Origin of the sequence: Sorangium aterium, assembly GCF_028368935.1 — a bacterium.
GTDB lineage: Bacteria > Myxococcota_A > Polyangia > Polyangiales > Polyangiaceae > Sorangium > Sorangium atrum.
In genome coordinates, this window is record NZ_JAQNDK010000001.1 from 3,363,816 (window position 1) to 3,389,488 (window position 25,673).

The following is a 25,673-nucleotide window of genomic DNA, read 5'->3' on the forward strand; positions in this document are numbered from 1 at the left end:
GTCGCGCTCCAGATCCGGTCCGTGTCCAACGATGGCTATGAACGAGCGACGCGCCATGAACGCCCCGTATACGGGTGTCACGGCGGGCCGGCAAGACGCACCGCGCTAAACCCACCAATCCCGCTGTCGTGCTTACCTTCCGCCTGGCGTTCCAGCCTTGAAAATCAGCCGATCCGCGTTCCGCCGACCGTGATGAGATCGATCTTGATTGTGGGGCAGCCAACACCCACGGGGACGCTCTGTCCGTCCTTGCCGCACGTCCAGATGCCGTCGGAGACGGCCACGTCGTGGCCGAGCATGGTGACGCGCCGGAGCACCTCGGGGCCGTTGCCGATGAGGTTCACGCCCTTGAGCGGCGCGGTCAGCTTGCCGTCCTCGATGAGGTAGCTCTCGGTCAGCGAGAACACGAAATCGCCGTTCGAGATGTCGACCTGGCCGCCGCCGAACTTCTTCGCGAAGACGCCGCGCTTCACGGACCTCACGATCTCCTCGGGATCGTGCGGGCCCGCGAGCAGGATGGTGTTCGTCATCCTGGGCATCGGCGCGGCGGCGAAGCTCTCGCGACGCCCGTTGCCGGTCGGCGTGAGCCCGAAGTGCCGGGCCGAGAGCCGGTCGTGCATGTACCCGACGAGCTTGCCGTTCTCGATGAGCGTGCTGCGCTCGGGCTCGTGGCCCTCGTCGTCCACGTTGATCGTGCCGCGCGACTGCAGGAGCGTCGCGTCGTCCACCACCGTGCAGAGCGGGCTCGCGACGTCCTTGCCGACCTGTCCCGCGTAGTTGCTGGTCCCCTTGCGGTTGAAGTCCGCCTCGAGCCCGTGCCCCACCGCCTCGTGGAGCAGGATGCCGCTGTCGCCCGGGGCGAGCACGACGTTCATCTCGCCCGCGGGCGCGTCGCGGGCGTCGAGCATCGCGACCGCCTGCCGGGCGGCCTCCTCGGCGTGCCACTCCGGCGACTTGCCCTCGAAGTAGGCCGTCGTCATGCGCCCGCCGCCGCCGCTCGATCCTTCCTGGCGCTTTCCGCTGCGCTCGGCGAGCGCCCGCACGCCGAAGCGGATGAGCGGCTGGACGTCGTGCGCCATCCGCCCGTCGCTCGTGGCCACGAGGACCTCGCGCACCTCCTCGACGAAGCTCGCCTCCGCCTTGACGATGCTGGGATCGTAGGCGAGCGCCGCGGCGCTCGCGCGCTCGAGCAGCGCGCGCTTCGCGAGCCCGGGGGCGTCGAGCGAGATGCTGGGCAGCTCGTAGCGGGTCGGCAGCTCGCGGCGCCTGAGCTCGATCTTCTCCTTGCCGCCGGAGCCCGTCGCGATCTGCGCCGCCGTCTCGGCCGCGCGCCGCATCGCGTCCCAGGTGAGGTCCTCCGTGTACGCGTACCCGGTCGCGTCTCCTCGCTGGACGCGGACGCCGACCCCCATCGACACCCCGCGCGACGCCGCCTTCAGGATCCCTTCGTCGAAGGTGAACCCGCCTCCGGCGCGGTACTCGAAGAAGAGGTCAGCGTAATCACCTCCCTTGGACAGGGCGACGGAGAGGAGCCGCTCGCAAAGCGCGGCGTCGACGGCATTTTCCTCTCCAGGAGCGAACGGGGCACGGTAGGCCTGGCTGCGCGACATGGTGCCCAACTCTAGGTCCATTCGCCGGGACGGTCGAGAAACGGCGGCGGTCCGGAGCGCCCTCCCGCCGACGCCCGCGCCCGCCCCCGCCGACGGCCGAGCTCGCGACCTACCCCCTGCCCTTTCATCCGGCGCGGCGCGCATACATCGCCCGCGCGCCCACGCCCGACGCCCACGCCGCGATCGCGGGGTCGCGCGACCGCGCTACCGCCAGCGAAGCGACCGCGGGTCGCGGAAGATCTCACGAAATGTGCAACAAGGCCGCTCGACTGCTAGGCTTAACGCTGTCTTCGCGGGAATGGCGGCGCTCGCCACCTTCCCCGCGATCTTCGCGAATCCCCGGCCGTTCAGCGCGTTCCTACAGGGTAGGGCGCGCTCTTCGACGCGCCTCGACCGGACCGCCCAGCGTCCGACCGGGGCGGGGGCTCGCGGCCACCGCGCCAGGCGGTCGCCGCGTCGCCAGACAGGGGGCCCCCGGGGGGCCGCACACTGCAAACAAGCACCTTCGCGGTAGCTTCCGGAACTTCCGGCGCCGCGCGCTTGTACGTGGTGGCGGGATTGGCTAGGTGTTTTTTAGGCGAGGTGAGGGATGCCGACGAGGCGCCCGAGCAACGCCTTGCTGCCCTCAGCAGGAGATTCCCATCGCCGTGGCGGTCGATCGCGACAAGGTACTCCAGACCGCGCAGAAGCTTGTCGAGCGGAAGCGCTTCGACAAGGCCATTGTCGAGTACCAGAAGCTGGTCGCAGACGATCCGAAGGACGTCCGCACGCTGCTCAAGATCGGCGACCTCTACCTGAAGACGGAGGAGTACGTCGAGGCGATCACCACCTACGAGCGCGTCGGCCAGTTCTACTCCCTTCAGGGCTTCGCGCTCAAAGCGATCGCCGTTTACAAGCAGATCCGCGAGATCATCCACAAGCACGTCCCGCAGTACGAGGATCGCTTCGGCCACATCGTCCCGCGCCTCGCGGAGATCTACACGCAGCTCGGGCTCACGAGCGACGCGCTCGCCGCCTACGACGAGGTCGCGACGCGCCTCCTCCGCGCGGGGCGACCGACCGCGACGCGATCGACATCTTCAAGCGGGTCGTCGACCTCGACACGAACAACCCCCTCGCCTACCTCCGCCTCGCGGAGGCGCTGATCCGGGTCCGCGACTACGACGCCGCGATCCAGCGCTTCGGGACGGCGGCCGAGCTCCTGCTCAAGCTCGGGCGGCGCGACGACGCGCTGAAGGTGGTCGAGCGCCTGCTGCAGCACCGCCCGGACGCCCGGTTCGCCCGCATGGCCGCCGAGATCTACCTCGATCGCGGCGATCCGAGCGACGGGATGTCGGCCCTGACCAAGCTGCAGATCGCGTTCAAGGAGAACCCGCGAGACCTGGAGACGCTCGCGCTCCTCGCCCGCGCCTTCGATCTGCTCGGGCAGCCGGCCAAGGCGATCGAGGTGCAGAAGGAGTCGGCGCGCATCGCCAAGGAGGCCGGGCGGGTCGACCATTTCGCCGCGCTCGTCTCGGCCCTGATCACGCGCGCCCCGAACGACGAGGGCGTGCGCCAGCTCGCCTCCCAGATCGCGCCCTCGTCGAGGAGCACGCGCGCGTCGATCGACGTCGAGCTCGACGAGGGCGAGGGCGAGGGCGACGACGAGGAGGCGGAGGAGCTCGACGTCGAGGACGACGAGCCCGCGTCCGCGGTGCCGATCCCGCTCCGCGCGTCGCAGCCCTCGACGTCGCCGATCGCGAGCCCGCGGCAGCTCGTCGCGCACGCCGAGAGCCTCCGGCGCGACCGGCAGTACGACAAGGCGGTCGCCCTGCTCAAGGGCGGCGTCGCCCGGCTGCCGGCCGCTCGAGAGCTGCGCGAGAAGCTCTGCGACGTCCTGATCGAGGCGGGCGATCAGGACGCCGCCGTCGAGCAGATGCTCGCGTTCGCGCAGCAGCTGGCCAGCGAGGACGCCGTCGACGACGCGGCGAGGCTCCTCGACGAGGTGCTGCTGCTCGATCCCGGCAACGCGCAGGCCACGGAGATGCTCAACCTGCTCGGCTACGCCGTCCCGCAGGAGGACGAGCTCGCCGACGAGGAGCACGCCGAGCCGGAAGCCTCGCCGACGGCCGGCGAGAACGACGCGTACGCGTCCGAGGTGCCGAGCCAGGACCTCTACGACCCCGACGCGCCGCTGCCCGCGTACACCCTCGACGAAGACGGCGTCGTCGAGGCGCTCCCCCGGCGGCCCGAGCTCGTCACGCACCTCGACGACCCGTTCGCGAACGAGCCGCCGCTGCCGAGCTTCCCGATCGAGGACGTCGAAGAGGTCGAGGACGTCGAGGAGCTCGAGGCCATCGACGACGAGGAGGAGGAGACGGCGTCGGTCAACCCGAGCCGTGCGCCCGAGCACCCCCTGGCCGTCGCTGCGTCCCAGGCTCCGCCCCCGGCGTCCTCGATACCTCCCCCTCCCGTGCTCGCGGCGCCGCCGCCGGCCCTGTACAGCCCGGTGTCGGGCCGACCGGCGTCGGTCCGACCGGCGTCGGGCCGCTCCGTGCCGCCGGGGTCCTTGCGGCGCGCGGACGCGCTCGACGAGGACGCGCTCGAGGAGGTCGAGTTCTTCGCGCAGCACGGGATGTTCGACGAGGCGCGGAACATCCTCGAGGAGCAGCTCGCGCGGCTGCCGAACCACCCGCTCCTGATGGAGCGGCTGCGCGAGGTCACGGAGCTGGCCTCGGACGCGCGGGGGGTGGTGCGGGCGGCGACCGACAACGAGAGCGGCACGCGGGCCGTCCCGCGCGGCAGCGAGCGGCCGGACGAGGATCGCGCGTTCGACATCGCCGAGTCGCTCAAGATGATCGATGAGCTTGAGGTCGTTCCGGGCTCGGTGACGGGCGTCCAGGACGATCCTCGGCAGATCAGCGTCGAGAGCGTCTTCGAGCAGTTCAAGGCGGGCGTCGCGGCGCAGATCTCCGAGTCCGACGCGTCGACGCACTACGATCTCGGCGTCGCCTACAAGGAGATGGGGCTCTACGCCGACGCGATCGGCGAGTTCGAGCTCGCCGCCCGCGACCCCGGGCGAGAGTGCGTCTGCCAATCGATGATCGGCGTCACCCACCTCCAGATGGGCAACATCGAGGCGGGCATCGACGCGCTCATCCGCGGGCTGCACGCCTCGCACAAGACGGTCGAGCAGGAGCTCGCGCTGACCTACGAGATCGCGAACGCCTACGAGATGCGCGGCGTCCCCGAGCAGGCGCTCTACTACTTCCAGCGCGTCGCCCGGATGAGCCCGAGCTACAGCGACCCGCGCGGCAGCGTGGCGGAGCGGCTGCGCCGCATCGACGTCCCGAAGCCGGCCGCGCGCGCCGTCGGCGCCGAGATGATCGCGGACGAGTTCGACGCCGCCTTCGACGATATGCTCCCGAGCGGCAAGCTGCCCTGAACGCATCGCGCGCGCGGCCGCGCGGGTGCGCCCTGGAAACGACAGAAATTGGGCCACGGCGGGCGCTCTCCGGTACCGGAGGGGCATGAACCGACCGCTCCTCTTCGCCGCCCTCACCTCGGTCCTGGCTGCCGGTTGCGGCGCCGGGATCGAGACGAACGCTCGATCCGGTCGCCCGCAGGACGGCTCCGCCAAGGTGGCGGCGCAAGCGCGGCGCGAGGTCCCGCAGCGGACGAAGGGTTCGCTCGACGAGCGCGGCCCGATCGCCGACGAGGCGTCCGGCGCGCGCAAGCCCGGCGATTATGTGGCCTACCGGTTCTCGGGCAGCTTCAGGAAGACGCCGCTGCTCCTCACGCAGCGGGTCGTCGCGCGTGAAGGGGACGTCCTCGTGGTCGACGTGACCCTCGAGGACGGCAAGAAGACCGAGGCCCTGCGGGTCCGCATGAGCGACGAGCCCAGCAGGCGCGGTGAGATCCTCGGCGCGGCGTGGATCGACGATGGCGCGGAGCGGCCGGCGACCCTCTCGGCCTACGACGCGATGATGGCCAAGACCGCGCTCGCCGCCGACGAGAACGAGGACGTGCTCGGCAGCGAGGCGGTGAACGTCGAGGTCGGCGGCTCCTCCATCCCGTGCCAGCGGACCAGCTTCCGCGTGCGCATCGGCAAGACGAAGGCGACGATGCGCACGCTCCAGAGCGACGACTTCGCCTGGGGCGACGTGGGCGGTGAGATCACGGCCGAGGACGGGCGCGTGCTCTACCGCGCCGAGCTGATCGACAGGGGCCACGCGGACATGGATGAGCGCGCGGCCGCCGGCGCAGAGCCCAGCCCCGCGCCCCGACCGGCGACCGTGGCGCGCTCCGCTGACGAAGACGAGGCGTACGACGACTACGAGGACTGAGCCGGCAGGGGCGCGTCGCCCCGGTTTCCCTTCGCGACGAGGATCTCGAGCGCGCGCGCGGCCGCCGCCTTGACCAGGTGGCCCATCTTCGGGTGCTCGGGCTCGAAATCCGGCTCGATCCCCTCGGCGCGCAGCGCCTCCGTGCAGACCGGCCCGATGGACGCCACCACGCCCCGCGCGAGCGCGGCGCGCAGCCGCTCGACGAGCCCCTCCTCGGCCGCCACGAGGAGCGCGTGCTCGACCTGCGCGCGGCTCGTGAAGAGCGTGATCGCCGCGCCGCCGTCCGCCATGAGGCGGAGCGCCTGCCGGAGCGGCGCGGTGTCCTCCGGGAGCGCCCAGCGGTACACCGGCACCGGCGTGACATGCGCGCCGGCCGCCGAGAGGCTCGCGTAAAGCTCGTGGCTCGGCGCGCCGTGCTCCTGGACGGCGACGCGCTTTCCGCTCAGGTCGCCGAGCACGCTGACGGCCTCGACGATCTCCCGCCAGGTGTTCGGCTCGCGGACGGTGATGAAGCGGGTCAGGCCCAGCTCGCGCAGCGCCGAGGCCGGCTTGGGGCCGCGCACGACGATCTGCACGGACGAAAGCGCCGCCGCCAGGAGAGATACGCCCTGGGCGTCCGCACCAGCGTCACCGTCGGACGCCTCGCCGCCCTGGCTCGGCTCGAGCGCAGGCGCCGCCTCGGCCACGAGCGCCCGGGTCCCGACGCCGGTCATCAGGATCACGACGTCGAACTCGGCGCCCGCGAGGCGCCGCGCGAAGTCGAGAGCGCGCTCGTTCCTCTCGATGGGCACCTCGCGGAGCGTGGGCGCCGTGACGGGCACACCGCCATACCGCTGGATCAGCGAGGCCATCTCGGAGGCGCGGCGGCTCTCGAAGCAGATGACGCGGCGCCCGGCGAAGTCAGACGGCGCGGGCGGAGAGGGACGGTCGTTTCGTGGGTGGGTGGGCGTGCTCACCCGCGCAGCATAGCCCGGGTCCAGCGCTGGCGGGTTTCGGGCGGTTGACCAGTTTGCTAAGCTCCTCGTGTGAGCCATCCGATGAGCAACGAGGCTTCCGGGGTCCAGGGGAGCGGGCTCTCGCGTGCGACGTCGGAGAACGACGTCGGCCCCGATCCCGTCATCGGCGCGGGCATCGCGCTGCTCGGGATCTTCTTGATGGGGGTGGGGGGCGCGCAGGGCGCGCACTACCTCTTCAACTTCGGCGTGCTCGTGGCGGTTCTCGGGGCCGTCCTGTTCGTCCTGTTCGTGGCGCTCACGGCGCTGAAGCAGCGACGGGCGCTCGGCCTCGCGAGCCGCGCTCCGAGCCCCGAGGGCAGCGCCGAGCAGCGCGACGCGCGCGACTGATCGGCCGAGCGGCGGCGGCGCCCGGCAGCGGCGCGACGCGCGCGACAGAACAGATCAGCCGAGCGGCGCTGGCGCCCAGCAGCGGCGCGACACACGCGACGGATCAGCCGAGCGGCGCTCGCGCCCGGGTCACGCCGGGGGCTCGCTGCCGGGATCGCTCCGGTCGTCCGGCAGCGCCGGAGAGCCGGCCTGAGGGCCGGCCTCGACGGAGAGGTCCGGCTCGATGTCAGCGAGCGAGACGCCGAGCTCCTCGGCGATGCGCTCGATCTCGGCCCGCTCGGCCGGCGTGGGCGTGCCATCCGCGGCCGCGAGCCGGATCAAGAGGCGCACGACCTCCACCCGCTCGCTCGCGTTGCAGAGCGCCTTGAGCTCGCGGTAGCAGCGGTCGACCTCGCCCTCCTGGAGCGCGGGCAGCTTGCCCTGCAGGGCGTTGAACACCGCCTCGACGCCGCTCGGCGCGAGCCCGTCGACGTGCGTGAGCAGCTCGCGGAGCAGCTCGTCTTCCTTGTCGGAGAAGCGGCCGTCGACGCACGCGACCTTGCCGAGCAGGACGATGACGGTGGCGATGTAGCGGAGGACGACCGCCTCGTCGTCCGGGAGCGCCGCGCGGAGCTCCGTCAGGAGGGCGTCGAGGTTAGGGAACGAGCCCCCCTGCTTCAGGCCGAGCCAGGCGAGGAGTCCCACGTGATGAGGCTACCAGATCCTCGCCGGGCAGGGCAGCCCGGCGGAGCCCCGCCCTCTACGCCCATCACGCCCGTCACCGCGTTCGTCCATGTCGCCGTCGCCTTGGTCCATTCCCCAGCGGCCTACTCCTCGCCGCCGCGGTCCGCAATCCAATCGTCCACGGGGTTGTCGGACTTCGGGGTCTTCAGGATCGAGCCGTCAGGCCCGTCCTTGCGCACGACGAGCGTGCGCCGCGTCGTGGTGTCGGGCGTCTCGCGCGCGACCACGGTGATCACGTTGACCCCCGGCCGGAGCGGCGCCTCGAACGAGAACTCGGCCTTCTTCGGGTCGGCGCCGTCGCGGTTCGACTTGTAGTAGAGCTTCCTCGACCCGACGAAGATGAAGGTGTCGAGCAGCCGCTCGCTGTCCGACGCCGTCCCCGTGATCTTCATGGTGCCGGCGCTCGTCGCCAGCGCCGCCGCGGCGATGTCCAGCGTCGGCGGCGCGTGCGAGTAGAGGTCCTCGAACGCGACCGCCGCCGGAGCCGGCCCGCCGCCAGGGGTCACCTCGCGCGCCGCGACGAACGCGAAGCGCCCGGCGCTGAGGTCGATCTTGACGAACCCGCCTGGCGCCTCGCCGAGCACCTTGACCACGGCGCCCGCCGCGAGCCGGCCGAAGCCGCGCGCGCTCGCCTCCGGCGACGGGAGCAGGGTCGCCCCCTCCGCCCCGGCCTTCATGGTGGAGCCGCCGCCGTTGAGCTGGATGCGCGGCGAGATCGGGATCTTCACCTTCTCGCTGGCGAACTCGCGGAGATCGCGATCGCCGACCGAGAGCGTGAGGGTCGCCTCGGGCTCCGACAGCTGCTGCTCCACGTCGAAGCTGAAGACCACCTTGCGCACGTCGCCCGGCTTGATGTTCGAGATGTCGAAGCGCCCCGCGTGCAGCATGAGCCCGTCGCCCGAGAGGTTCGCGATGTTCGCCTGCGTCTCGTACGACGGCCCCTTGCCGACGTTCTTGACGGTCAGGTACATGCTGACCCGCTCTCCCTTCTGGATGAGCCCGTCGCCGTTGCCCTCGCGGTCATCCGCGATCTGATAGGCGTACTGGAAGAGCGGCCGGTCGAGCGCGCGCACCGTGGGCCGGATCTCGACCGCCGGCGGCTCCGCCGCGGCCGCGACCTCGAACTTCACCTTGAGGCCGTCGCTCCGGGAGAGGGCGTCCATCGGGATCGTGCAGACGCGCTTCTCGTTCGCCTTCCTCGGCTTCGTCGAGCCGATCTTCCGCCCCTCGACCTCGCACCAGCCGAGCGGCGCCTTCGCGCTCTTCGTCTGGCCGGGGCCGATCTTGCCGAAGATGAGCTCCTTGCTGTCGAAGTACGGGTTGTCGCTCTCCGTCGTCCCACGGAGCCGGTAGACCGGCTGCTTTCCGTTGTTCTTGACCGTGACCCGGAGCTCCATCGGCTGGCCCGCGGTCACCTCGGCGCTCGGGCGATCGGTCTCGACCTTCACGTCGAGCTCGGACTTCGCCGCCGGCGTGGCGCCCTCGGGCGCGTCGGACCAGTCGACGCCGAGCTTCGTCAGCTCGGCCGCGACCTTGCCAAGCTCCTCCTTGCCGACCTGATCGATGTAGTCGTGCATCGCCCGGAGCTGCTGGAGCCTCGGCGTGGAGGGCGGCATCCGCGCGGCGAGATCCCGCGCGAAGCGGATGGGGAAGTCGACGGCGAAGTCCTCGTCGATGTCGCCGCCGCGCTCCCGCATCTGCTCGCGCTCGGCGCTCGTGAGCTGGTAACGGACGACCTCGGACGGCTTGCCCGCGGCCGCCGCGCGCGCGTTCGAGAGGTGCGCCGAGAGATCGCGCTCCCGGAGCCCATCCTTCTGCACGGTGAGATCCATCTCGAGGTCGTCGACCGTCATTGGATCGAGCTCGATGTCCGGCGTGACGCCGACGCCCTGGATCGAGATGTCGCCCGGCGTCAGGTACTGCGCGATCGTGAGCTTGAGGGCCGCCTTCTCGGCCGTGACGTCGGGGAAGACGAGCTGCACGCTGCCCTTGCCGAACGTCTGCGAGCCGACGATGACGGCGCGATCGTTGTTCTTCAGCGCCCCGGCCACGATCTCGCTCGCGCTCGCGCTGTTGCCGCTCACGAGCACCACGATCGGGTACAGCGGCTCGGTGCCCGGCCCCTTGGCGCGCTTCTCCTCGCGCCCTTCGGAGGCGCCGACCGTGGACACGATGACGCCGTCGGCGAGGAACTTGTCGGCGATGCGCGCGGCCTGATCGAGCAGGCCGCCCGGGTTGCCGCGCAGATCGAGCACGAGCCCCTTCAGCGGCCCCTTGCTGCGCAGCCCGTCGAGCGCCGCGTCGAGCTCCGCGGTGGAGGTCGCCTGGAACGTCTTGAGCCGGACGTAGCCGACGCCGCCCTCCAGGGCGCGCGACTCGACGGACCTCACCTTGATCACCTCACGGGTCAGCTCGAAGGCCTTCGGCCCCTGCCACCCGCCCTCGCCCTCGCGGGTCAGCCACACGGTGACCGGGGTGCCCGGATCGCCGCGGAGCCTCCGCACAGCGTCGTCGAGCGGCATGTTGAGCGTCGACTCGTTGTTGATCTTCACGATCCGATCGAGCCGCTTGAGGCCCGCCCTGCCCGCGGGCGTGTCGGGCATCGGGTTCAGGACGGTGAGCATCTGGTCGCGGATCGAGATCACGACGCCGAGCCCGCCGAACGCGCCCGACGTGGAGAGGTTCATCTCCTTGTACGCCTCGGGGCTCAGGAACGTCGAGTGCGGGTCGAGCGTGTGCAGCATGCCGTTGCACGCGGCGTACTCGACGTCCCGCAGATCGACCTCGGTGCCGCGGAGGTTCTTCTGGAGGAAGGTGAAGACCTCGCGGAGGCGCGCGGAGACGTCCCAGGGGCCCTGGATGTTGTCGATCCGGAACTTCTTCTCGCTGGTCTCGACGCGGACGGTGACCTCGTTGGGATCCTCGTTGAGGACGATCACCTGCGCGACGTCGCGCTGGACGGCGTTGAGCGCCGACAGCAGCATCTCCTTCGGCTTGACGCGATCCGGCTCGACGTACTTGTCCCGGATCATCTTGAGCGTCTCGTTGACGGCCTCGAGGCGGGTGAGGTCGTACGGCGCCTTGGCCACCTGTCCGGTGACCGCGAGCGCGGGCTCGAACCCGCGCCAGAGCCCGCCAGGGCCGAACTGAAGGACGAAGTACGCTGCCAGCGGGAACGCGGCGGACACGACGAGCGCCTTGGCGATGCGCTCCATGGGTCGGTGAGGCATACGGCGATCGAGTATAGACGCGCTCCAGCGAGCGTCGACCGACGTCGATGCTCGCTGGCCCGAGCACCGCGTTCCAGCGCGGGCGCTACACGGGCTTGTGCGTGTCCTCTTGCTTTTCTTCGGGCTTCGCCGGGAGTTGCTTGGCCGCCTCCTCGTCGTCGTCGCGGAGCCCCTTCTTGAAATTCCGGATGCCCTCGCCGATCCCCTTCCCGACGTCGGCGATCCTCCCCGCGCCGAAGAGGAGCAGTGCGAGGCCTACGAGGAGGGCGATTTCAAGCGGTCCGATGCGGCCCATAGCGTTGATCCCTTGAAGGCTGCCACGCTCTCAGCGGCAGGTGGCGGCGGTCCACAGCCCGGTTCGAGTGGACCCATACCACCCATCCTCCGCACCGGCAACGCAGCGGTTCGAAGCGCGGAGACCCGTGCTAGGCTCGCGCACCGGCTTCGCTGGAGGAGAGACCAGGCGCGTGAGCACCCGCTCGCTCCGCCAGCGGTTCACAAATCAAGAACGGCTCGACGGCCCAGACGGGATCGCCAGCCGACCGGCCCGGACGCCAGCCTCGGATGAGGCAGGCGGTGATCCATGGCTCGAGCCCTCGCAGGCTTCGCGACAGTCGACACGGGGAAAACACGATGCCGATGAACCGCTTGAATCGTAAGGCAGCGCATTGTCTGGCAGGAGCGTCCGTGGCAGCGGCGGTGCTCGCCGGCGCCGCCGGGCGCGCGAGCGCTCAGCAGGCGAGCGGGGGAGACACGGTGAGCGTCGACGGCAAGGGGATCGTCGGCGGCGCGTTGCTCGGCGGCGAGGTCGTGATGCTGACCATGGGGGCGATCGGGGTCGAGCGCGCCTGGCCGTACCTCGTGTTCGGCGGGCTCGGCGCGGTGGGCGGCGGCGTCGCCGGCTACTTCGTCGAGGCCGCGGAGCCGCCCGCGGAGGTGCCGCTCTACATGCTCGCCGGGGGCATGGCGCTGGTCATCCCGACCCTCGTCGTCACCCTGAACGCCACCGCGTACAAGCCCCCCGAGTCCGACCAGAGCGAGCCGATCCGCAACGAGCCGGCCGCGGAGCCCGCGCAGCCGGGGATCAACGTCCAGCTCACGACGGACGCAGCGCAGGTCCTCCGGCGAGCCCGCCGGGAAGCGCCCCGGCTCGGCCTCGTCGACATCACGCCGCGCCGGGTCGCGCTCGGCGTGCCCGCGCTCTCGTTCAAGCCGCTCTACTCCCAGGACGAGATGTTCAAGTTCGGCGTGGCGCAGGGGCACGAGGTCCGCGTCCCCGTCCTCCGGGCGACCTTCTGAGGGGCCCGGGGTCGCCCCGGGCGGCGGCGCGGGGCAGGCGCCCCCCTGCCCCGCGCGCCGGTCTCTGTGCCGATCCCTACGCTCGGCGTTAGGCTCTCGCCGTGGCCGACCTCCACGACCCTCCGCTCCCCTGGTCCACGCGGCTCTGGTTCGCCTTCGCGTGCTTCTTCCGCGTGCTGTTCGATCCCCAGTTCGCCGAGCGGGCCTGGCAGGCGCGCGAGGCGGTCGCCGCCCTGCCGCCGGCCGAGCGCGCCGAGCCGCGGCAGCTCGAGCGAGATCGAGCAGGCGGCGCGCCCGCCGCCCCCGAGGCGGCTGCGGCGAGGGAGCCCGCCCCCGCGCCGGTCACCGCGCCCGCGCCGCAGGCCGCGCCCGCGGTGAGCTCGGCGCTCCAGCTGCTCTCGCTGCTCCAGCGCGAAGGGCGGCTCGTCGACTTCCTCGAGCAGGACATCGCCTCGTTCGGCGACGCGGACGTGGGCGTGGCGGCGAGGATGGTCCACGAGGGCTGCCGCAAGGCGCTGCGAAGCCACGCGAAGCTCGCGCCCGTGCGGCGCGAGGACGAGGGGGCGAAGGTGACGCTCGAGGCCGGCTACAACCCCTCCGAGATCAAGCTCATCGGCAACGTGTCCGGGACCGCGCCCTACAGAGGGGTGCTGCGCCACCGGGGCTGGCGCGCCGACGATGTCTCGCTGCCGACGCCGGTCGCCGGCCACGACGCCAGCATCATCGCCCCCGCGGAGGTCGAGCTATGAGCGCGCGCTACATCATCGGCATCGATCTCGGCACCACCCACTGCGCGCTCGCCTATGCGCGCCTGCCCGAGGACGGAGCCGACGCGCGGCTCGCGCCGTCGCCCGAGGTGATGGCCGCCCCGCAGCTCGTGGCGCAGGGGACGCTCGAGGCGCGGCCGCTCCTGCCCTCCTTCATGTACATCCCTCACGAGAGCGAGGGCCCCCAGGCGCTGCCCTGGGACGCCGAGCGGCGCTTCGCCGTCGGCGAGCACGCCCGGGCGCGCGGCGTCGACGCGCCGGCGCGCCTCATCTCGAGCGCGAAGAGCTGGCTCAGCCACGCTGGCATCGACCGGCGCGGCTCGACGCTCCCGCTCGGCGCGCCCGAGGACATCGAGAAGATCTCGCCCGTCGAGGCGTCGTGGCGGTACCTCGAGCACCTCACCGAGGCGTGGGATCACCAGTTCGCGAAGGACGATCCGGCGCTCGCCCTCGTGAAGCAGGAGATCGTGATCACGGTGCCCGCGTCGTTCGACGCCGCCGCGCGCGATCTCACGGTCGAGGCCGCGAGCGCCGCGGGGTTCGAGGACCTCACCCTGCTCGAGGAGCCGCAGGCCGCCGTGTACGCCTGGATCGACGCGGCCGGCGAGGCGTGGCGCAAGCACCTCCAGCCGGGCGACGTGCTGCTCGTGATCGACGTCGGCGGCGGGACCACCGACTTCTCCGCGATCGCCGCGGTCCCGCGCGACGGCTCGCTCGAGCTCGTCCGCGTGGCGGTCGGCGACCACATCCTGCTCGGCGGCGACAACATGGACCTCGCGCTCGCGCACGTCGTGAAGGCGAAGCTCGCCGCCGAGGGCAAGGAGCTCGATCGCTGGCAGATGTCGTCGCTGACCCACGCCGCGCGCGTCGCCAAGGAGCGGCTGCTCGGCGATCCGTCGATCAGCGAGGCGCCGATCGCGATCGCCGGCCGCGGCTCGAAGCTGCTCGGGGCGGCGATCCGGACCGAGCTCACGCGGGACGAGATCACGAGGACGCTCGTGGACGGGTTCTTCCCCGAGGTCCCCTCGTCCGCGCGCCCCGCGACCCGCGCGCGCGCCGGCCTGACGCAGCTCGGCCTCCCGTACGCGCAGGACCCGGCGATCACCCGCCACCTGGCCGCGTTCCTGGGGCGGCAGGCCGGCGCGACGTCGAAGCTTCCGGGCTTCGCCCCACAGGGAGGGGCGAACGCCGAGCCCGGCCGCGCGCCGCTCCTCCTGCACCCGACGGCGGTGCTCTTCAACGGGGGCGTCATGAAGAGCGCGGCGCTGCGCGAGCGGCTCGTCGCGACGCTCGGCGCCTGGCTCGAGCAGGACGGCGCGCCCCGGCCGCGGGTGCTCCCGAGCGACGACCTGGATCTCGCGGTCGCGCGGGGCGCCGCCGCCTACGGCCTCGCGCGGCGCGGCCGTGGGCTCCGGATCCGCGGCGGGACAGCGCGGGCCTACTACGTGGGCATCGAGGGCGCCGTCCCCGCGGTGCCCGGCCTGGAGCCGCCGATCACGGCGCTCTGCCTCGCGCCGTTCGGCATGGAGGAAGGCACCGAGGCGACGCTGCCGCCGCAGGAGTTCGGCGTGGTGGTCGGCGAGCCGGTGCGCTTCCGCTTCTTCAGCTCGTCGGTGCGCCGGGATGACCAGGCCGGGACCGAGCTCGAGAGCTGGAAGCCCGGAGAGCTCGAGGAGCTCTCGCCGATCGAGGTCACCTTGCCCGCGGAGGGCCGCCGGGAGGGCGACATGGTGCCAGTGCAGCTGCGCGCGTCGGTCACCGAGGTGGGGACGCTGCTCCTGGAGGCGATCCCCCGCGAGGCGCAGAAGCCGAACGAGCGCTGGCGGATCGAGCTGTCGGTGCGCGCCGAGGCGTGAGCGCGGGGGTGCCTGCGTCTGAAGCGGCACGACCCGCCGTCCATCCTGAAGCGCAGCGCGCCCACGCGCGCTACCCTCACGACGCGCCGCAGCATGCAGGAGGCCAAGGAGCGAGAGGCGGAGCGCGAGGCCAAGCCGGAGCGCGCTCATCGAGGGCACGACATGGCACCGACAATTCGCAGGCTCCGCGTCGTCCATTCCACGAGATATACCTACGATCGCCCGGTGGAGCGCAGCGTGCACAAGCTGCATCTCTGCCCGGTGCACGACCGGGATCAACGGGTGCTCTCGCACACGCTCACGATCGATCCCTGCGTGCCCACGGTGGAGTTCGAGGACGTCTTCGGCAACCGGGTCACACGCTTCGAGATCACCGCCCCGTATACCGCGCTCACGATCTCGGCCGACTCGATCGTGGAGCTCTGCGACGCCGATCCTTTCGCGTTCGCGAAGAAGAAGATCCGGCCCGCGTTCCCCCTCGTCTGGATGCCCTGGGAGCAAGCGATCATCGCGCCTTATGTGCGCCCGGCGGAGCTCCCCGACACCCAGCTCCAGGAGCTCTTCGATTACGCCATGTCGTTCGTCGAGAAGAACGACGCGGACCTGATGGAGACGCTCTTCGCGATCAACCTGACGCTCTTCCGCGAATACAAGTACGTGCCGGGCTCCACGAACCTGGCGACCACCCCGTATGACGCCTTCGTGAACCGGCGCGGGGTCTGCCAGGATTTCGCGAATCTGTTCATCTGCATGGCGCGGCTCCTCGGCATTCCGGCGCGCTACGTGTGCGGATACCTCTATACCGGCAACGTCGGCACGAGCCGCGCGGGGTCCGACGCGACCCACGCGTGGGTCCAGCTCTACATCCCGAACATCGGCTGGGAGGGGTTCGACCCCACGAACGGCGTGCTGGCCAGCCTCAACCACGTGCGGGTCGGTTACGGCCGCAACTACATGGACGCAACGCCGACGGCGGGGACGCTCTACACAGCCGCCGCCGAGACGATGAGCGTCGATGTGACGGTGGCCGAGGTCGACTAGCTCTCTCCGCTGGCTCGCCCGCGCACCGACAGGCGCCTGTCGCAGCGAGCGCACAACGACATGGGAGAGCGCGAAATGGCGGCCGCGGGGGAGGCAGGCGTCCTGCCTTCCCCTGCGGCCACGGGGCGAATCGCTGAAGGTCGGTCGGACAGAGCCGCTGGACCTCAGCGCGTCGAGATCACTGGCCGTCCTGGAGACAGGCGGTCCCCTGCTCGATGCACGCGCCCTCAGCGGTGGTGGCCGCCTCGGTGCCGCACGCGTTGCACGCCTCGTCCGCCGCCTCGTCCGTTGTGCACGCGACATAGCAGGGGTCGCCCTCCGCCGCGCCGCAGGCCTCGCAGATACACTGCGTGACCGCCTCGTATTTCGGGATCGAGGACTCGCAGAGGTCCGCCGGGTCGGCGTCGGCCACGAGAGGCGCCGAGCAGGTCACGCAGTCCGCGCCGCCGCCCGTGCCGCCGGCACCGCCCTCGCCGCTGCCGCCCTGGCCGCTGCCGCCCTGGCCGCTGCCGCCCGTGCCGCCGCTGCCGCCCTCGCCGGCCGAGGTGCTCGCGGTGGTCCCGCCGCCCGAGCCCGTCGTCTCGGTGTCGTCCCCGCACCCCGCGGAGAAGGCGGTCGCGCCAAGGATGAGAGCCATCGAGCCAATGCTGACAAGATTAATATTACGCATGTTGTCCTCCGGCGCGCTCGAACGAGCGCCCGTCGTCGATCGTCGCTTCGTCTGTCAGTCCCAAGGGGACTCGCCGGTCGCGACAACCCCCGCGTGCCGGCGGCGGCACACTACTCCACCCAGGCTGTGACGCTCAACTATCTTCCATGCGGCGCGCGAAACGGCTGACCGCGCCTGGCCCGGTCGAGCGACCCCAAATACCATGGCATGCGCGTTGAGGACGAGCCGACCAGCGCCCGCGGTTCGGGGATCGCCCGACTCGGACGCCCCGACGAAACAGCACCGAAATCGCGCGTCGCGAGCCGCGCGCGCCGCCGTGGCCGGGGGCTCGCGGCGCACGCTCGCCGCGAGCGTCGCACCGAATCCCGCAAGTCACGAGTTCCGAGCCTCCTTGTGCTCCACGGAACGCCGCCCCGTCGCCGGAGCGCCGCTGCCCGCGCAGCGCTGCGCCATCTCGATGCCTCGAGCGAATCTGGAGATGGCGGCGGACGTGGCCGGGAGCGCGCGCCTTCGACGACTTGAAGGTGGAAGTTGGAAAGCGCTCGTGACAGCGGCCCTGGAGCGCGGCTCTGCTATGATCAGAGGCGCGGCGCCTGCGTCGTGCGCGATCGCAGAGCCCGGCCTCGCGCTGCGATCGCGCACGACGGCGCCAGCGATACGGCCCCACGCGCGCCGCGGAGCTGCGGCGCGCGCGGGGCTCGTCGCGCGTCACGGGGGAGGGCACGATGAGCATCCGGTTGCGCGTGTTGCGCGTGTGTCTGGCGGCGACGCTCGCGGGCCTGTCCGCCTGCGCGAGCACGCCCGTGCAATGGGCCTCGCCGGAAGGGCAGCCGAAGCTCCCGCCCCCGCGGGAGATCAACGCCGTCGCGCGGCCGGACGCCGCGCACTGCGCGGCGATCGTCGGGGCCACGCTCATCGACGGCCGGGGAGGGCCGCCCGTGCGCGACGCCGTCGTCGTGGTCCGCGGCGACCGCATCGTCGCCGCGGGCGCGCGCGGCGCCACCGACGTCCCGGCCGGCGCGGAGGTCGTCCGCGGCGCGGGGCTCTGGGTGCTGCCCGGCCTCATCGACGCGCACTTCCACCTCGAGGGCGATGACGGGCTGCCCGGCGTCATCCTGCAGCGCGGCGTCACCTCGCTGCGCGAGCCGGGGAACTGGATCGAGGCGTACGACGCCGCGCGCAAGCTCGGCCCGACGCCGCGGCTCTTCCTGGCGGGGCCGCTGCTCGACGGGCCGTATCCGGCCTATCCGGAGAACGCGATGCTGGTGCGCGACGCGGCCGAGGCGCGCTGGGCCGTCGATCAGCTGGTCGAGCGCGGGGCATCGGCGATCAAGGTCTATTTCCGCCTGCCCCTCGGGCTCGTCGAGGAGATCGCCAAGGCCGCGCACGCGCGCGGGGTGATCGCCGTCGCGCACCTCGAGACCGTGGACGCCGCGGCCGCGGTCCGCGCCGGGCTCGACGGCATCGAGCACATCACGTCGCTCGGCACGGCCCTCGTGCCGCCGCGCGAGGCGGAGCGCTACCGCCAGTCGGTGATCGCCGACAACGACGCGCGCGTTCCGGGGCGCTACGAGATCTTTCGCGGCATCTCCCTCGCCGCGCCGCGGACCCGAGCGCTGCTCGGGCTGCTCGTGGCGCGGGGCACCTTCCTCACCCCGACGCTCGCCATCTTCGAGCGCCGCGCCGGCGACGCGGGCGCGACGGAGACCGAGGTGCGCGGCTTCGAGAACATGATGAAGCTCACCCTCGCGGCGCGCCGCGCCGGCGTGCGGGTGGTCGTCGGCTCCCACGGCAAGGCGCCGGGCGCCGAGCGAGGCTGGGCCTACCAGCACGAGATGGAGCTGCTCGTCGAGAGCGGCCTCTCGCCCATGGAGGTCCTCGTCGCTGGCACGCTGGAGAACGCCAGGTACTTTCGCGTCGACGACCGGCTCGGCAGCGTCGAGCCGGGCAAGCTCGCCGACCTCGTCCTGGTCGAAGGCGACCCGCTCGCGGACATCCGGGCGATGCGCCGCGTGAAGCGGGTCATGCTGAACGGGAGGTGGGTCGGCCCGGCTCAGGCCGAGTGAGCCGCGCGCGCGCTCGCCGCCGCGGGCTCGGCGCGCGCGTTACGTGGAGTTGCGCGGGCAGGACGAGCGCACGCGGAGCGCGCCGCCGCCATCGCGCGGCGCGCTCCGACAGAGGGCCTTCAGCCCATCTCGATCTCGACGCGCACCGTCGAGCCGGCCGGCGACAGGGGAATCACGTTCCCCGCGACGGTCTTGCCGTCCACGGTCAGCTTCTTCACGCCCTTGCACACCCCCGAGTTCTTGACGCTGATCTCGTAGGTGGCGCCGCGGAAGCGGCGGGAGATGGAGAAGCTCTTCCACGCCTTGGGCACGCAGGGATCGAGCTTCAGCCCGTCGTACTGGGGCTGCACGCCGAGGATCCCCTGGCTCACGGACACGAACGTCCAGGCCGCCGTGCCGGTGAGCCAGGCATTCTTGGCTTCACCGAAGACCGGGGCGTCCTTGCCAGCGATCATCTGCGCATAGACGTAGGGCTCGGCGCGATAGGTCTCGATCTGGCTCTCCTTCGCCGAGGGGCAGATGGAGAGATAGTACTCCAGCGCGCGCTCCCCTTCGCCGAGGAGACACCAGCCGAGGTGGATCCAGGTGTTGTTGTGGCAGAAGATGCCCGCGTTCTCCTTCACGCCCGGCGGATACGAGGTCACCTCACCGAGCTCGAGGTGATAGGTCGTGTACGCGGGCTGCTGCAGCACGATGCCGTTCTTCGTGTAGAGGTGCTTGTGCACGCTCTCCATCGCCTGCTTGGCGCGGCCGTTGTCCGCGCCGGCGCCGCCTAGGACGCACCAGCCCTGGCTCTCGATGAAGATCTTCCCCTCCTCGTTCTCCTTGCTCCCGACCGGCCGGCTCTCGGCGTCGTAGGCGCGGCGGTACCACTCGCCGTCCCAGGCCTCCTTCTCGATGACGGCCAGCATCTCCGCGTACTGCTCACGCATGCGCGCAGCGTCGGACTTCTGGCCCATCCAGTCGTACAGGGCCGCCATCTCGCGGCTGGCATAGAGGAAGAGGCCGGCGATCATCACGGACTCGGCCTTCGAGTCCTTCACGTCGCCCGCGGTCTGGAAGCTCTCGTTGGGCTCGGTGCTGAAACAGTTCAGGTTGAGGCAGTCGTTCCAGTCCGCGTGGCCGATCAGCGGCAGGCCGTGCGGGCCCCGCTTCTTCATCGTGTAGGCGATGGACGTCTCGAGGTGGTGAAGGAGGTCCTCCTTCGAGCCCGGCTTGTCGGCGTAGCCCACAGCCTCCTTGAGGATGGCCTTGTCGCCGGTCTCCTTGATGTACGCGCACGTGGAGAGGATCAGCCACAGGTGATCATCGTAGAAGTCGCCGCCGATGTCGGCGTTCCCCTTCTTCGTCAGCGGCTGGTACTGGTGGTAGCAGGTGCCGTCGCTGAGCTGGGTGGCGGCGATGTCGAGGATGCGCTGGCGGGCGCGCTCGGGGACGAGGTGCACGAAGCCCAGGAGATCCTGGTTCGAGTCGCGGAAGCCCATGCCCCGGCCGATGCCGGTCTCGTACATGCTGGCCGACCGAGAGAGGTTGAAGGTCGCCATGCACTGGTACTGATTCCAGGTGTTGAGCATGCGTGTCGCGTGCTCGTCCGGGCAGTCGGCCTGGAAGTTCGAGAGGATCCCGGCCCAGTCCGACTTCAGCTGGGCGAACGCGCCGTCCACGACGCCGGGCGCCGAGTACTTGGCGAGGATCTCCTTGCCCTTCTGCTTGTTCAGGACGAAGGGCGCCTTGAACTTGGGCAGGTCCCCGTGGTCCACGTACGAGAGCACGAAGCTCATCGTCTCGCTCGCGCCGGGCTCGAGCGAGAGGCTCACCTGGTGGCTGCCGATCGGGTTCCAGCCGAACGCCTTGGAGTTCGTGGCCTTCCCCTTGGCCGGCACCTGGGCCTCGTGGAGGCCGTGGTGGACGCTGCCGCAGAAGGCGTCACGGCTCGTGTCGAACCCGTCGATCGCGCGCGTGCAGGCGAAGAGCGTGTAATGGGAGCGGCGCTCGCGGAACTCGGTCTTGTGATAGATGGCGCTCCCCTCGATCTCCACCTCGCCGATGGAGTAGGTGCGCTGGTAGTTCGTCATGTCGTTGAGCGCCTCGAAGAAGCAGAACTCCTGAAAGGAGAAGAGCTGGATGTCCTTCTTCGAGCCGCTCTTGTTGGTGACCCGGGTGCGCCAGATCTCCACGTTCTCGCCGGGAACGATGAAGAAGAGGACCTCCACCTCGACGCCGTTCTTCTCGCCCGTGATCTTCGTGTAGCCCAGGCCGTGGCGGCACTCGTAGCGATCCAGAGCCGTCTTGAGGGGCTTCCACATGGGGTTCCACACGACCCCGCCGTCGTTCACGTACAGGTAGCGCCCGCCGAGGTCCATCGGCACGTTGTTGTACCGGTAGCGCGTCAACCGGCGCAGCTTGGCGTCCTTCCAGAACGTGTAGCCGCCGGCCGTGTTGGTGCAGAGGCCGAACATCTCGTCCGAGCCCAGGTAGTTGAGCCAGGGCAGCGGCGTGTCGGGCCGGGTGATGACGTACTCGCGGCTCTCGTCGTCGAAGTGGCCGTACTGATTGCTCATGGACGCGCGGTCTCCGTGGATAGCGACAGAAAAAAACCCGGAGGCAGCGCTGCCCCGGGTCGGATAAGCCGATGATTGTCAGGCCTGGGGCCTCCGAGCGAGCTCAGAGGGTCGCCACTCTAGACCCCGGCGCCTCCGCTTGTCAACGGGGCCTGGGGGCGCGCTCGCCGGCGTTTTGCCAGGGAGAACGCCGCGCTCCGTCGCGCTCCGTCGCGCTCCGTCGCGCCGTGTTGCGCGTTGGCGCATGGTTGGTGTGCGGCAGACAACGCAGGATTGCAGTGAAGGAGAAATTTTACACACCGAAGCTCCGCGGGCCTCGACTCGCTCGCGGAGCCGCGTATCCGCCGCTTCAACCGGCCTTGAACGTGTCGTAACGGCCGGCGCGCGGCGCGACGCGCGCCTCCAGCGCTGCGCGCTCCGCGGGCGGCATCGGGAAGGAGAGGGATCGCGCGCCCAGGTTCTCGCGCACCTCGGCGATCGACGAGCAGCCGATGATCACCGTGTCGGCGTGGCTCGCCGCGTAGTGGATGAGCTCGCTCGCGCTCGCGGCGCGATCCTGGAGCAGGCGGCCCGCGGCCATGATCTTCATGCCGATGACGCCGACTCCGCGCCGCCGCGCCTCCTCGACAACGGTCGTCAGGAACGGTCGCCGCGCCGGATCTGCGGGGTTTACCGCGCAGAGCACGGTGTCCACAGGATACCGCCGCATCGCCTCCAGGAGGATCCGCGGGTCGTGGTGGCCGGTGATCCCGACGTGGCGCACGCGGCCGTCCGCCCTGGCCTGCTCCACGGCCTCGATGGCGCCCCGCTTGCCGAAGATGGCGTCGAGCTCCTCGATCTCCCGCAGATCGTGCAGCTGCCATAAATCGAGGTGGTCTGTCCCGAGCCGACGCAGGCTGTCGTCGAGCAGCCGCAGCGCGCCGTCGCGATCGCGCGCATGGGTCTTGGAGGCGAGGAAGACCTGCTCGCGCGCCTTCGGGCCGGCGGCGCGGAAGGCCTCACCGTAGTAGTCCTGGCTCTGCTGGTATGCAGGCGCGGTGTCGCAGTACCTGACCCCGAGGCGCAGGGCCTCCAGGATCACGGGCACCGCCTCGCGGTGACGGCCCGTCGTGCGGAGGATCCCCTCGCCCCCGAGCGACACCGGCTCCACCTGCGCGCCGGTCCGCCCGAGCGTGCGGGCCGGCCCCCCGGCGGCCGCAGGCGCCGCCGGCGACGGGCGGCCGGCTACCCCGACCGCCACGGCCGCTGCGGTCGTGGCGACCGCTCCCAGCACGCCACGATGGCCGCCGTCGGCAACTCCCGTCTCGCTCGGCTCGCGCATAGGGCCTCCTGGGGACAACTCTATCAACCGAAGGGTCACACGTAAACCGGGGGCAGGATCCATGCAGTCACGGCTCCGGCGACCGGTCCCACGCGTCGGTGCGCTGCTGCGTGGGCAGCAATCGTGGGGCCTCGTGTTGCTATGGCACGACGCGGACGCTACAAGCGGGCTCACAGCTTCTGCGCGAGCGACACGGCTGTCGCTCTCCGCTGGCGGCCCGCTCCCGGAGACTGCTGCGGGGCGGGCGGGAGGTGGTCATCGGCCGTGATCGAGCTGCGTGACGTCAGCAAGGTGTACCGGCACGGCGGGCGCGAGGTGACGGCGCTGGAGGGCGTCTCCTTGCGCGTGGCCCCGGGCGAGGTGTTCGGGGTGCTGGGGCACAGCGGCGCGGGCAAATCCACCCTCATCCGCTGCGTCAACCTGCTTGAGCGGCCCACCGCGGGCGAGGTGAAGGTCGAGGGACGGGACATGCTGGCGCTCGGCCCGCGGGAGCTCCGGCAGGCCCGCCAGGGCATCGGCATGATCTTCCAGCACTTCAATCTCTTCTCTGCGCAAACCGTGGCGGAGAACATCGCCTATCCGCTGGCCATCGCGGGCTGGCCGCCGGGACGCATCCGCGAGCGGGTGGATGAGCTCCTCTCGCTTGTCGACCTCTCGGACAAGGCGTGGGCCTACCCGGCCCAGCTGTCCGGCGGCCAGAAGCAGCGGGTGGGGATCGCCCGGGCGCTCGCGCCGCGGCCGCGCGTGCTGCTGTCCGACGAGGCCACCTCCGCGCTCGACCCGGAGACGACACGCGCGGTGCTCGGCCTGCTGCGGGACATCAACCGGCAGCTGGGGCTCACCATCCTGCTCATCACCCACCAGACGGAGGTGCTCAAGGAGATCTGCCGCTCGGCGGCCGTGCTGGAGCGTGGCCGCGTGGTCGAGCAAGGCAAGGTCATCGACCTGCTCGCGCTCCCCGGCGCACGCTTGAGCGCGCTGTGTTATCCGCCGTTCACCGCGGGCAGCTGGTCTGTCCGCCCCGGAGGCCGCCCCGGAGGCCGCCTCGTCTGCCTGTCCCTCGCCGGGGACGCTGCCGCTCAGCCGGTATTCGCCGTGCTGGCGCGCCGCTTCGGCGTGGACGCCACCCTGCTCGAAGGCACGGTGGAGCGGGTTGGAGGCGTCCCGGTGGGCCGGCTCTTGGTCGAGCTCACCGGCGCCCCCGACGCGCTGGAGCAGGCGCTGAGCCACCTGCGCGAGCAGCGTTGTCTGTCGGAGGCCGTCGCCCATGCCTAGCGAGCTCGTGGCGTCGCTGTGGATAGCCACCGTCGAGACGCTCTACATGGCGTCGGTCTCCGCGATCCTGGTCGTGCTCGCCGGGCTCCCGCTCGGCGTGCTGCTGGTGATCACCGACCGCGGCGGGCTCTGGGAGCGGCCGCTGGTCAACCGCTCGCTCGGCACGCTCGTGAACGTGGGGCGCTCCGTGCCGTTCATCATCCTCATGGTGGCCATCGTGCCGCTCACCCGGCTCCTCGTCGGCACCACCATCGGCACCACGGCCGCCATCGTGCCGCTGGTCGTCGCTGCGATCCCGTTCATGGGGCGCGTCGTGGAGCAGAGCTTGCGGGAGGTCGACCCCGGGCTCCTGGAGGCGGCGGTGGCGATGGGCTCCACCCACCGGCAGGTGATCCTCCGGGTGCTCCTGCCCGAGGCGCTGCCGTCCCTCGTGCGCGGCACGGCGCTCATGGTGATCAGCGTGCTCGGATACAGCGCCATGGCGGGCGCCGTGGGCGGCGGCGGCCTCGGCGACCTGGCGGTGAAATACGGTTACATGCGCTTTCGCACGGATGTGATGCTGGGCTGTCTCGTCGTGCTCCTCGTGCTGGTGCAAGGCGTCCAGCTGCTCGGGGACCGCCTCGCCTCCCGGCTCGACCGCACGAGCCCCCGGGGCGCCGGCGCCCGCGATTGACCCTGTTCCAGCGGCCTGGCCCGCGCCGCCTCGCCCCATGAACCCTCCGGAGGACTGACCATGAAGGGAACCCCAGCGATCGTTGTCTCAGCGCTCCTGCTCTCGGTGACGGCGCTGCTCTCCAGCTGCGGTAAGCCGGACGAACCTGCCGGCGCCGGCGGCAGCCGCACCTTGAAGGTCGGCGCCACCCCCGTGCCGCACGCGGAGATCCTCCGGGCGGCCGCGCCGCTGGCCGAGCGGGAGGGTGTGAAGATCGAGGTGGTCGAGTTCACCGACTACATCCAGCCGAACATCGCGCTTTCGGACGGCCAGCTCGGCGCCAATTACTTCCAGCACGTGCCCTACCTGGAGCGCTTCAGCGCCGATCGCCGGCTCTCGCTGAGCAGCGCGGCGGCCGTGCACCTCGAGCCGCTGGCCCTTTACTCCACCAAGCACGCTCGCCTCGAGGACCTGCCCGAGGCAGCGCAGGTGACGATCCCGGCCGACCCGACCAACGGGAGCCGGGCCCTCCAGCTCCTGGCCCAGCACGGGCTCTTGCGCCTCCGCGAGGGGGTGGGGGTCGCCGCGACCGTGAAGGACGTGCTCGACAGCCCGCGCAAGCTCGCGCTGCGCGAGATCGACGCCGAGCAGCAGCCGCGCACGCTGGCGGACGTCGACGCCGCCGTCATCAACGGCAACTACTTCCTCGAGGCGCAGAAGAACCTGAAGCTGGACGCGAAGGTGCTCGCCCGCGAGTCCGCCAAGGGCAACCCGTACGCGAACGTGCTGCCGGTGCGGAAGGGCGATGAGACGCGGCCCGAGGTGCAGGCGTTGATCAAGGCGCTGCACTCCGACGACGTGCGGCGCTTCATCGAGTCCCACTACGGCGGCGCGGTGGTGCCGGCGTTCTGAGGTGGGCGCGCGCCGGCCGACG

The 25,673-nt window shown here is 71.2% G+C and carries 20 protein-coding genes; 12 read left to right on the top strand and 8 right to left on the bottom strand.

The features are described 5' to 3' along the window. Positions 1-164 precede the first annotated feature (164 nt). Positions 165-1,610: a TldD/PmbA family protein gene (locus POL72_RS12445; protein ID WP_272095372.1), complete on the bottom strand. Its 1,446-nt coding sequence runs from the start codon at positions 1,608-1,610 to the stop codon at positions 165-167. A gap of 647 nt (positions 1,611-2,257) precedes the next feature. Between POL72_RS12445 and POL72_RS12450 the strand changes: the two genes are divergently transcribed. From POL72_RS12450 to POL72_RS12460, 3 genes are all read left to right on the top strand, one after another. Then, positions 2,258-2,755: a tetratricopeptide repeat protein gene (locus POL72_RS12450; RefSeq protein ID WP_272095373.1), complete on the top strand. Its 498-nt coding sequence runs from the start codon at positions 2,258-2,260 to the stop codon at positions 2,753-2,755. A gap of 92 nt (positions 2,756-2,847) precedes the next feature. After that, positions 2,848-5,034, top strand: coding sequence for a tetratricopeptide repeat protein (locus POL72_RS12455; RefSeq protein WP_272095374.1), 2,187 nt, complete (start codon positions 2,848-2,850; stop codon positions 5,032-5,034). Between the two features lie 85 nt (positions 5,035-5,119). Beyond that, a complete protein-coding gene (locus POL72_RS12460; RefSeq protein WP_272095375.1) occupies positions 5,120-5,935 on the top strand; it encodes a hypothetical protein in 816 nt (271 codons plus the stop codon). Here POL72_RS12460 and POL72_RS12465 read toward each other — a convergent pair. Further along, on the bottom strand, positions 5,923-6,891 hold the full coding sequence (locus tag POL72_RS12465) for a uroporphyrinogen-III synthase (protein ID WP_272095376.1): 969 nt from the start codon (positions 6,889-6,891) through the stop codon (positions 5,923-5,925). The genes POL72_RS12460 and POL72_RS12465 overlap by 13 nt on opposite strands. A gap of 81 nt (positions 6,892-6,972) precedes the next feature. Here POL72_RS12465 and POL72_RS12470 point away from each other — a divergent pair, with 81 nt between their 5' ends. Further along, the gene (locus POL72_RS12470) at positions 6,973-7,278 is read left to right on the top strand and encodes a hypothetical protein (RefSeq protein WP_044966374.1); all 306 of its coding nucleotides are present in this window, start codon (positions 6,973-6,975) and stop codon (positions 7,276-7,278) included. 129 nt (positions 7,279-7,407) lie between these two features. On the opposite strand, the gene POL72_RS12475 is transcribed toward POL72_RS12470, so the two are convergent. The 3 genes from POL72_RS12475 to POL72_RS12485 all read right to left on the bottom strand — a co-directional run bounded on the left by POL72_RS12475 (position 7,408) and on the right by POL72_RS12485 (position 11,526). Continuing rightward, complete coding sequence (locus POL72_RS12475; RefSeq protein ID WP_272095377.1) at positions 7,408-7,962, bottom strand: tellurite resistance TerB family protein; 555 nt, start codon at positions 7,960-7,962, stop codon at positions 7,408-7,410. A 122-nt stretch (positions 7,963-8,084) separates the two neighbouring features. Continuing rightward, the gene (locus tag POL72_RS12480; protein WP_272095378.1) at positions 8,085-11,231 is read right to left on the bottom strand and encodes an MXAN_5808 family serine peptidase; all 3,147 of its coding nucleotides are present in this window, start codon (positions 11,229-11,231) and stop codon (positions 8,085-8,087) included. 85 nt (positions 11,232-11,316) lie between these two features. After that, entirely contained in the window at positions 11,317-11,526 is a 210-nt protein-coding gene (locus tag POL72_RS12485) for a twin-arginine translocase TatA/TatE family subunit (protein ID WP_272095380.1), read from the bottom strand. A gap of 392 nt (positions 11,527-11,918) precedes the next feature. Here POL72_RS12485 and POL72_RS12490 point away from each other — a divergent pair, with 392 nt between their 5' ends. The 4 genes from POL72_RS12490 (at position 11,919) to POL72_RS12505 (ending at position 16,194) form a co-directional block, all read left to right on the top strand. Next, positions 11,919-12,530, top strand: coding sequence for a hypothetical protein (locus POL72_RS12490; protein ID WP_272095381.1), 612 nt, complete (start codon positions 11,919-11,921; stop codon positions 12,528-12,530). Positions 12,531-12,631: 101 nt separating this feature from the next. Next, positions 12,632-13,279: a DUF2760 domain-containing protein gene (locus POL72_RS12495; RefSeq protein ID WP_272095382.1), complete on the top strand. Its 648-nt coding sequence runs from the start codon at positions 12,632-12,634 to the stop codon at positions 13,277-13,279. Then, entirely contained in the window at positions 13,276-15,153 is a 1,878-nt protein-coding gene (locus tag POL72_RS12500) for an Hsp70 family protein (protein ID WP_272095383.1), read from the top strand. The genes POL72_RS12495 and POL72_RS12500 overlap by 4 nt, the downstream gene beginning before the upstream one ends. 162 nt (positions 15,154-15,315) lie before the next feature. Beyond that, complete coding sequence (locus POL72_RS12505) at positions 15,316-16,194, top strand: transglutaminase family protein (RefSeq protein WP_272095385.1); 879 nt, start codon at positions 15,316-15,318, stop codon at positions 16,192-16,194. 178 nt (positions 16,195-16,372) lie between these two features. On the opposite strand, the gene POL72_RS12510 is transcribed toward POL72_RS12505, so the two are convergent. Further along, entirely contained in the window at positions 16,373-16,831 is a 459-nt protein-coding gene (locus POL72_RS12510) for a hypothetical protein (RefSeq protein ID WP_272095387.1), read from the bottom strand. Positions 16,832-17,589: 758 nt separating this feature from the next. Here POL72_RS12510 and POL72_RS12515 point away from each other — a divergent pair. Continuing rightward, on the top strand, positions 17,590-18,930 hold the full coding sequence (locus POL72_RS12515; RefSeq protein ID WP_272095389.1) for an amidohydrolase family protein: 1,341 nt from the start codon (positions 17,590-17,592) through the stop codon (positions 18,928-18,930). Positions 18,931-19,049: 119 nt separating this feature from the next. On the opposite strand, the gene POL72_RS12520 is transcribed toward POL72_RS12515, so the two are convergent. Further along, a complete protein-coding gene (locus POL72_RS12520; RefSeq protein WP_272095390.1) occupies positions 19,050-21,491 on the bottom strand; it encodes a glycoside hydrolase family 94 protein in 2,442 nt (813 codons plus the stop codon). Between the two features lie 349 nt (positions 21,492-21,840). Continuing rightward, positions 21,841-22,812: an aldo/keto reductase gene (locus POL72_RS12525; protein WP_272095391.1), complete on the bottom strand. Its 972-nt coding sequence runs from the start codon at positions 22,810-22,812 to the stop codon at positions 21,841-21,843. Positions 22,813-23,076: 264 nt separating this feature from the next. Between POL72_RS12525 and POL72_RS12530 the strand changes: the two genes are divergently transcribed. The 3 genes from POL72_RS12530 to POL72_RS12540 are packed head-to-tail and all read left to right on the top strand — an operon-like array spanning position 23,077 to position 25,651. Beyond that, positions 23,077-24,087, top strand: coding sequence for a methionine ABC transporter ATP-binding protein (locus POL72_RS12530; RefSeq protein ID WP_272095392.1), 1,011 nt, complete (start codon positions 23,077-23,079; stop codon positions 24,085-24,087). Next, positions 24,080-24,760: a methionine ABC transporter permease gene (locus POL72_RS12535; RefSeq protein WP_272095393.1), complete on the top strand. Its 681-nt coding sequence runs from the start codon at positions 24,080-24,082 to the stop codon at positions 24,758-24,760. The genes POL72_RS12530 and POL72_RS12535 overlap by 8 nt, the downstream gene beginning before the upstream one ends. Before the next feature lie 60 nt (positions 24,761-24,820). Then, positions 24,821-25,651 (top strand): MetQ/NlpA family ABC transporter substrate-binding protein, encoded by an 831-nt coding sequence (locus POL72_RS12540; RefSeq protein ID WP_272095395.1) that lies wholly within the window; start codon positions 24,821-24,823, stop codon positions 25,649-25,651. Positions 25,652-25,673 lie beyond the last annotated feature (22 nt).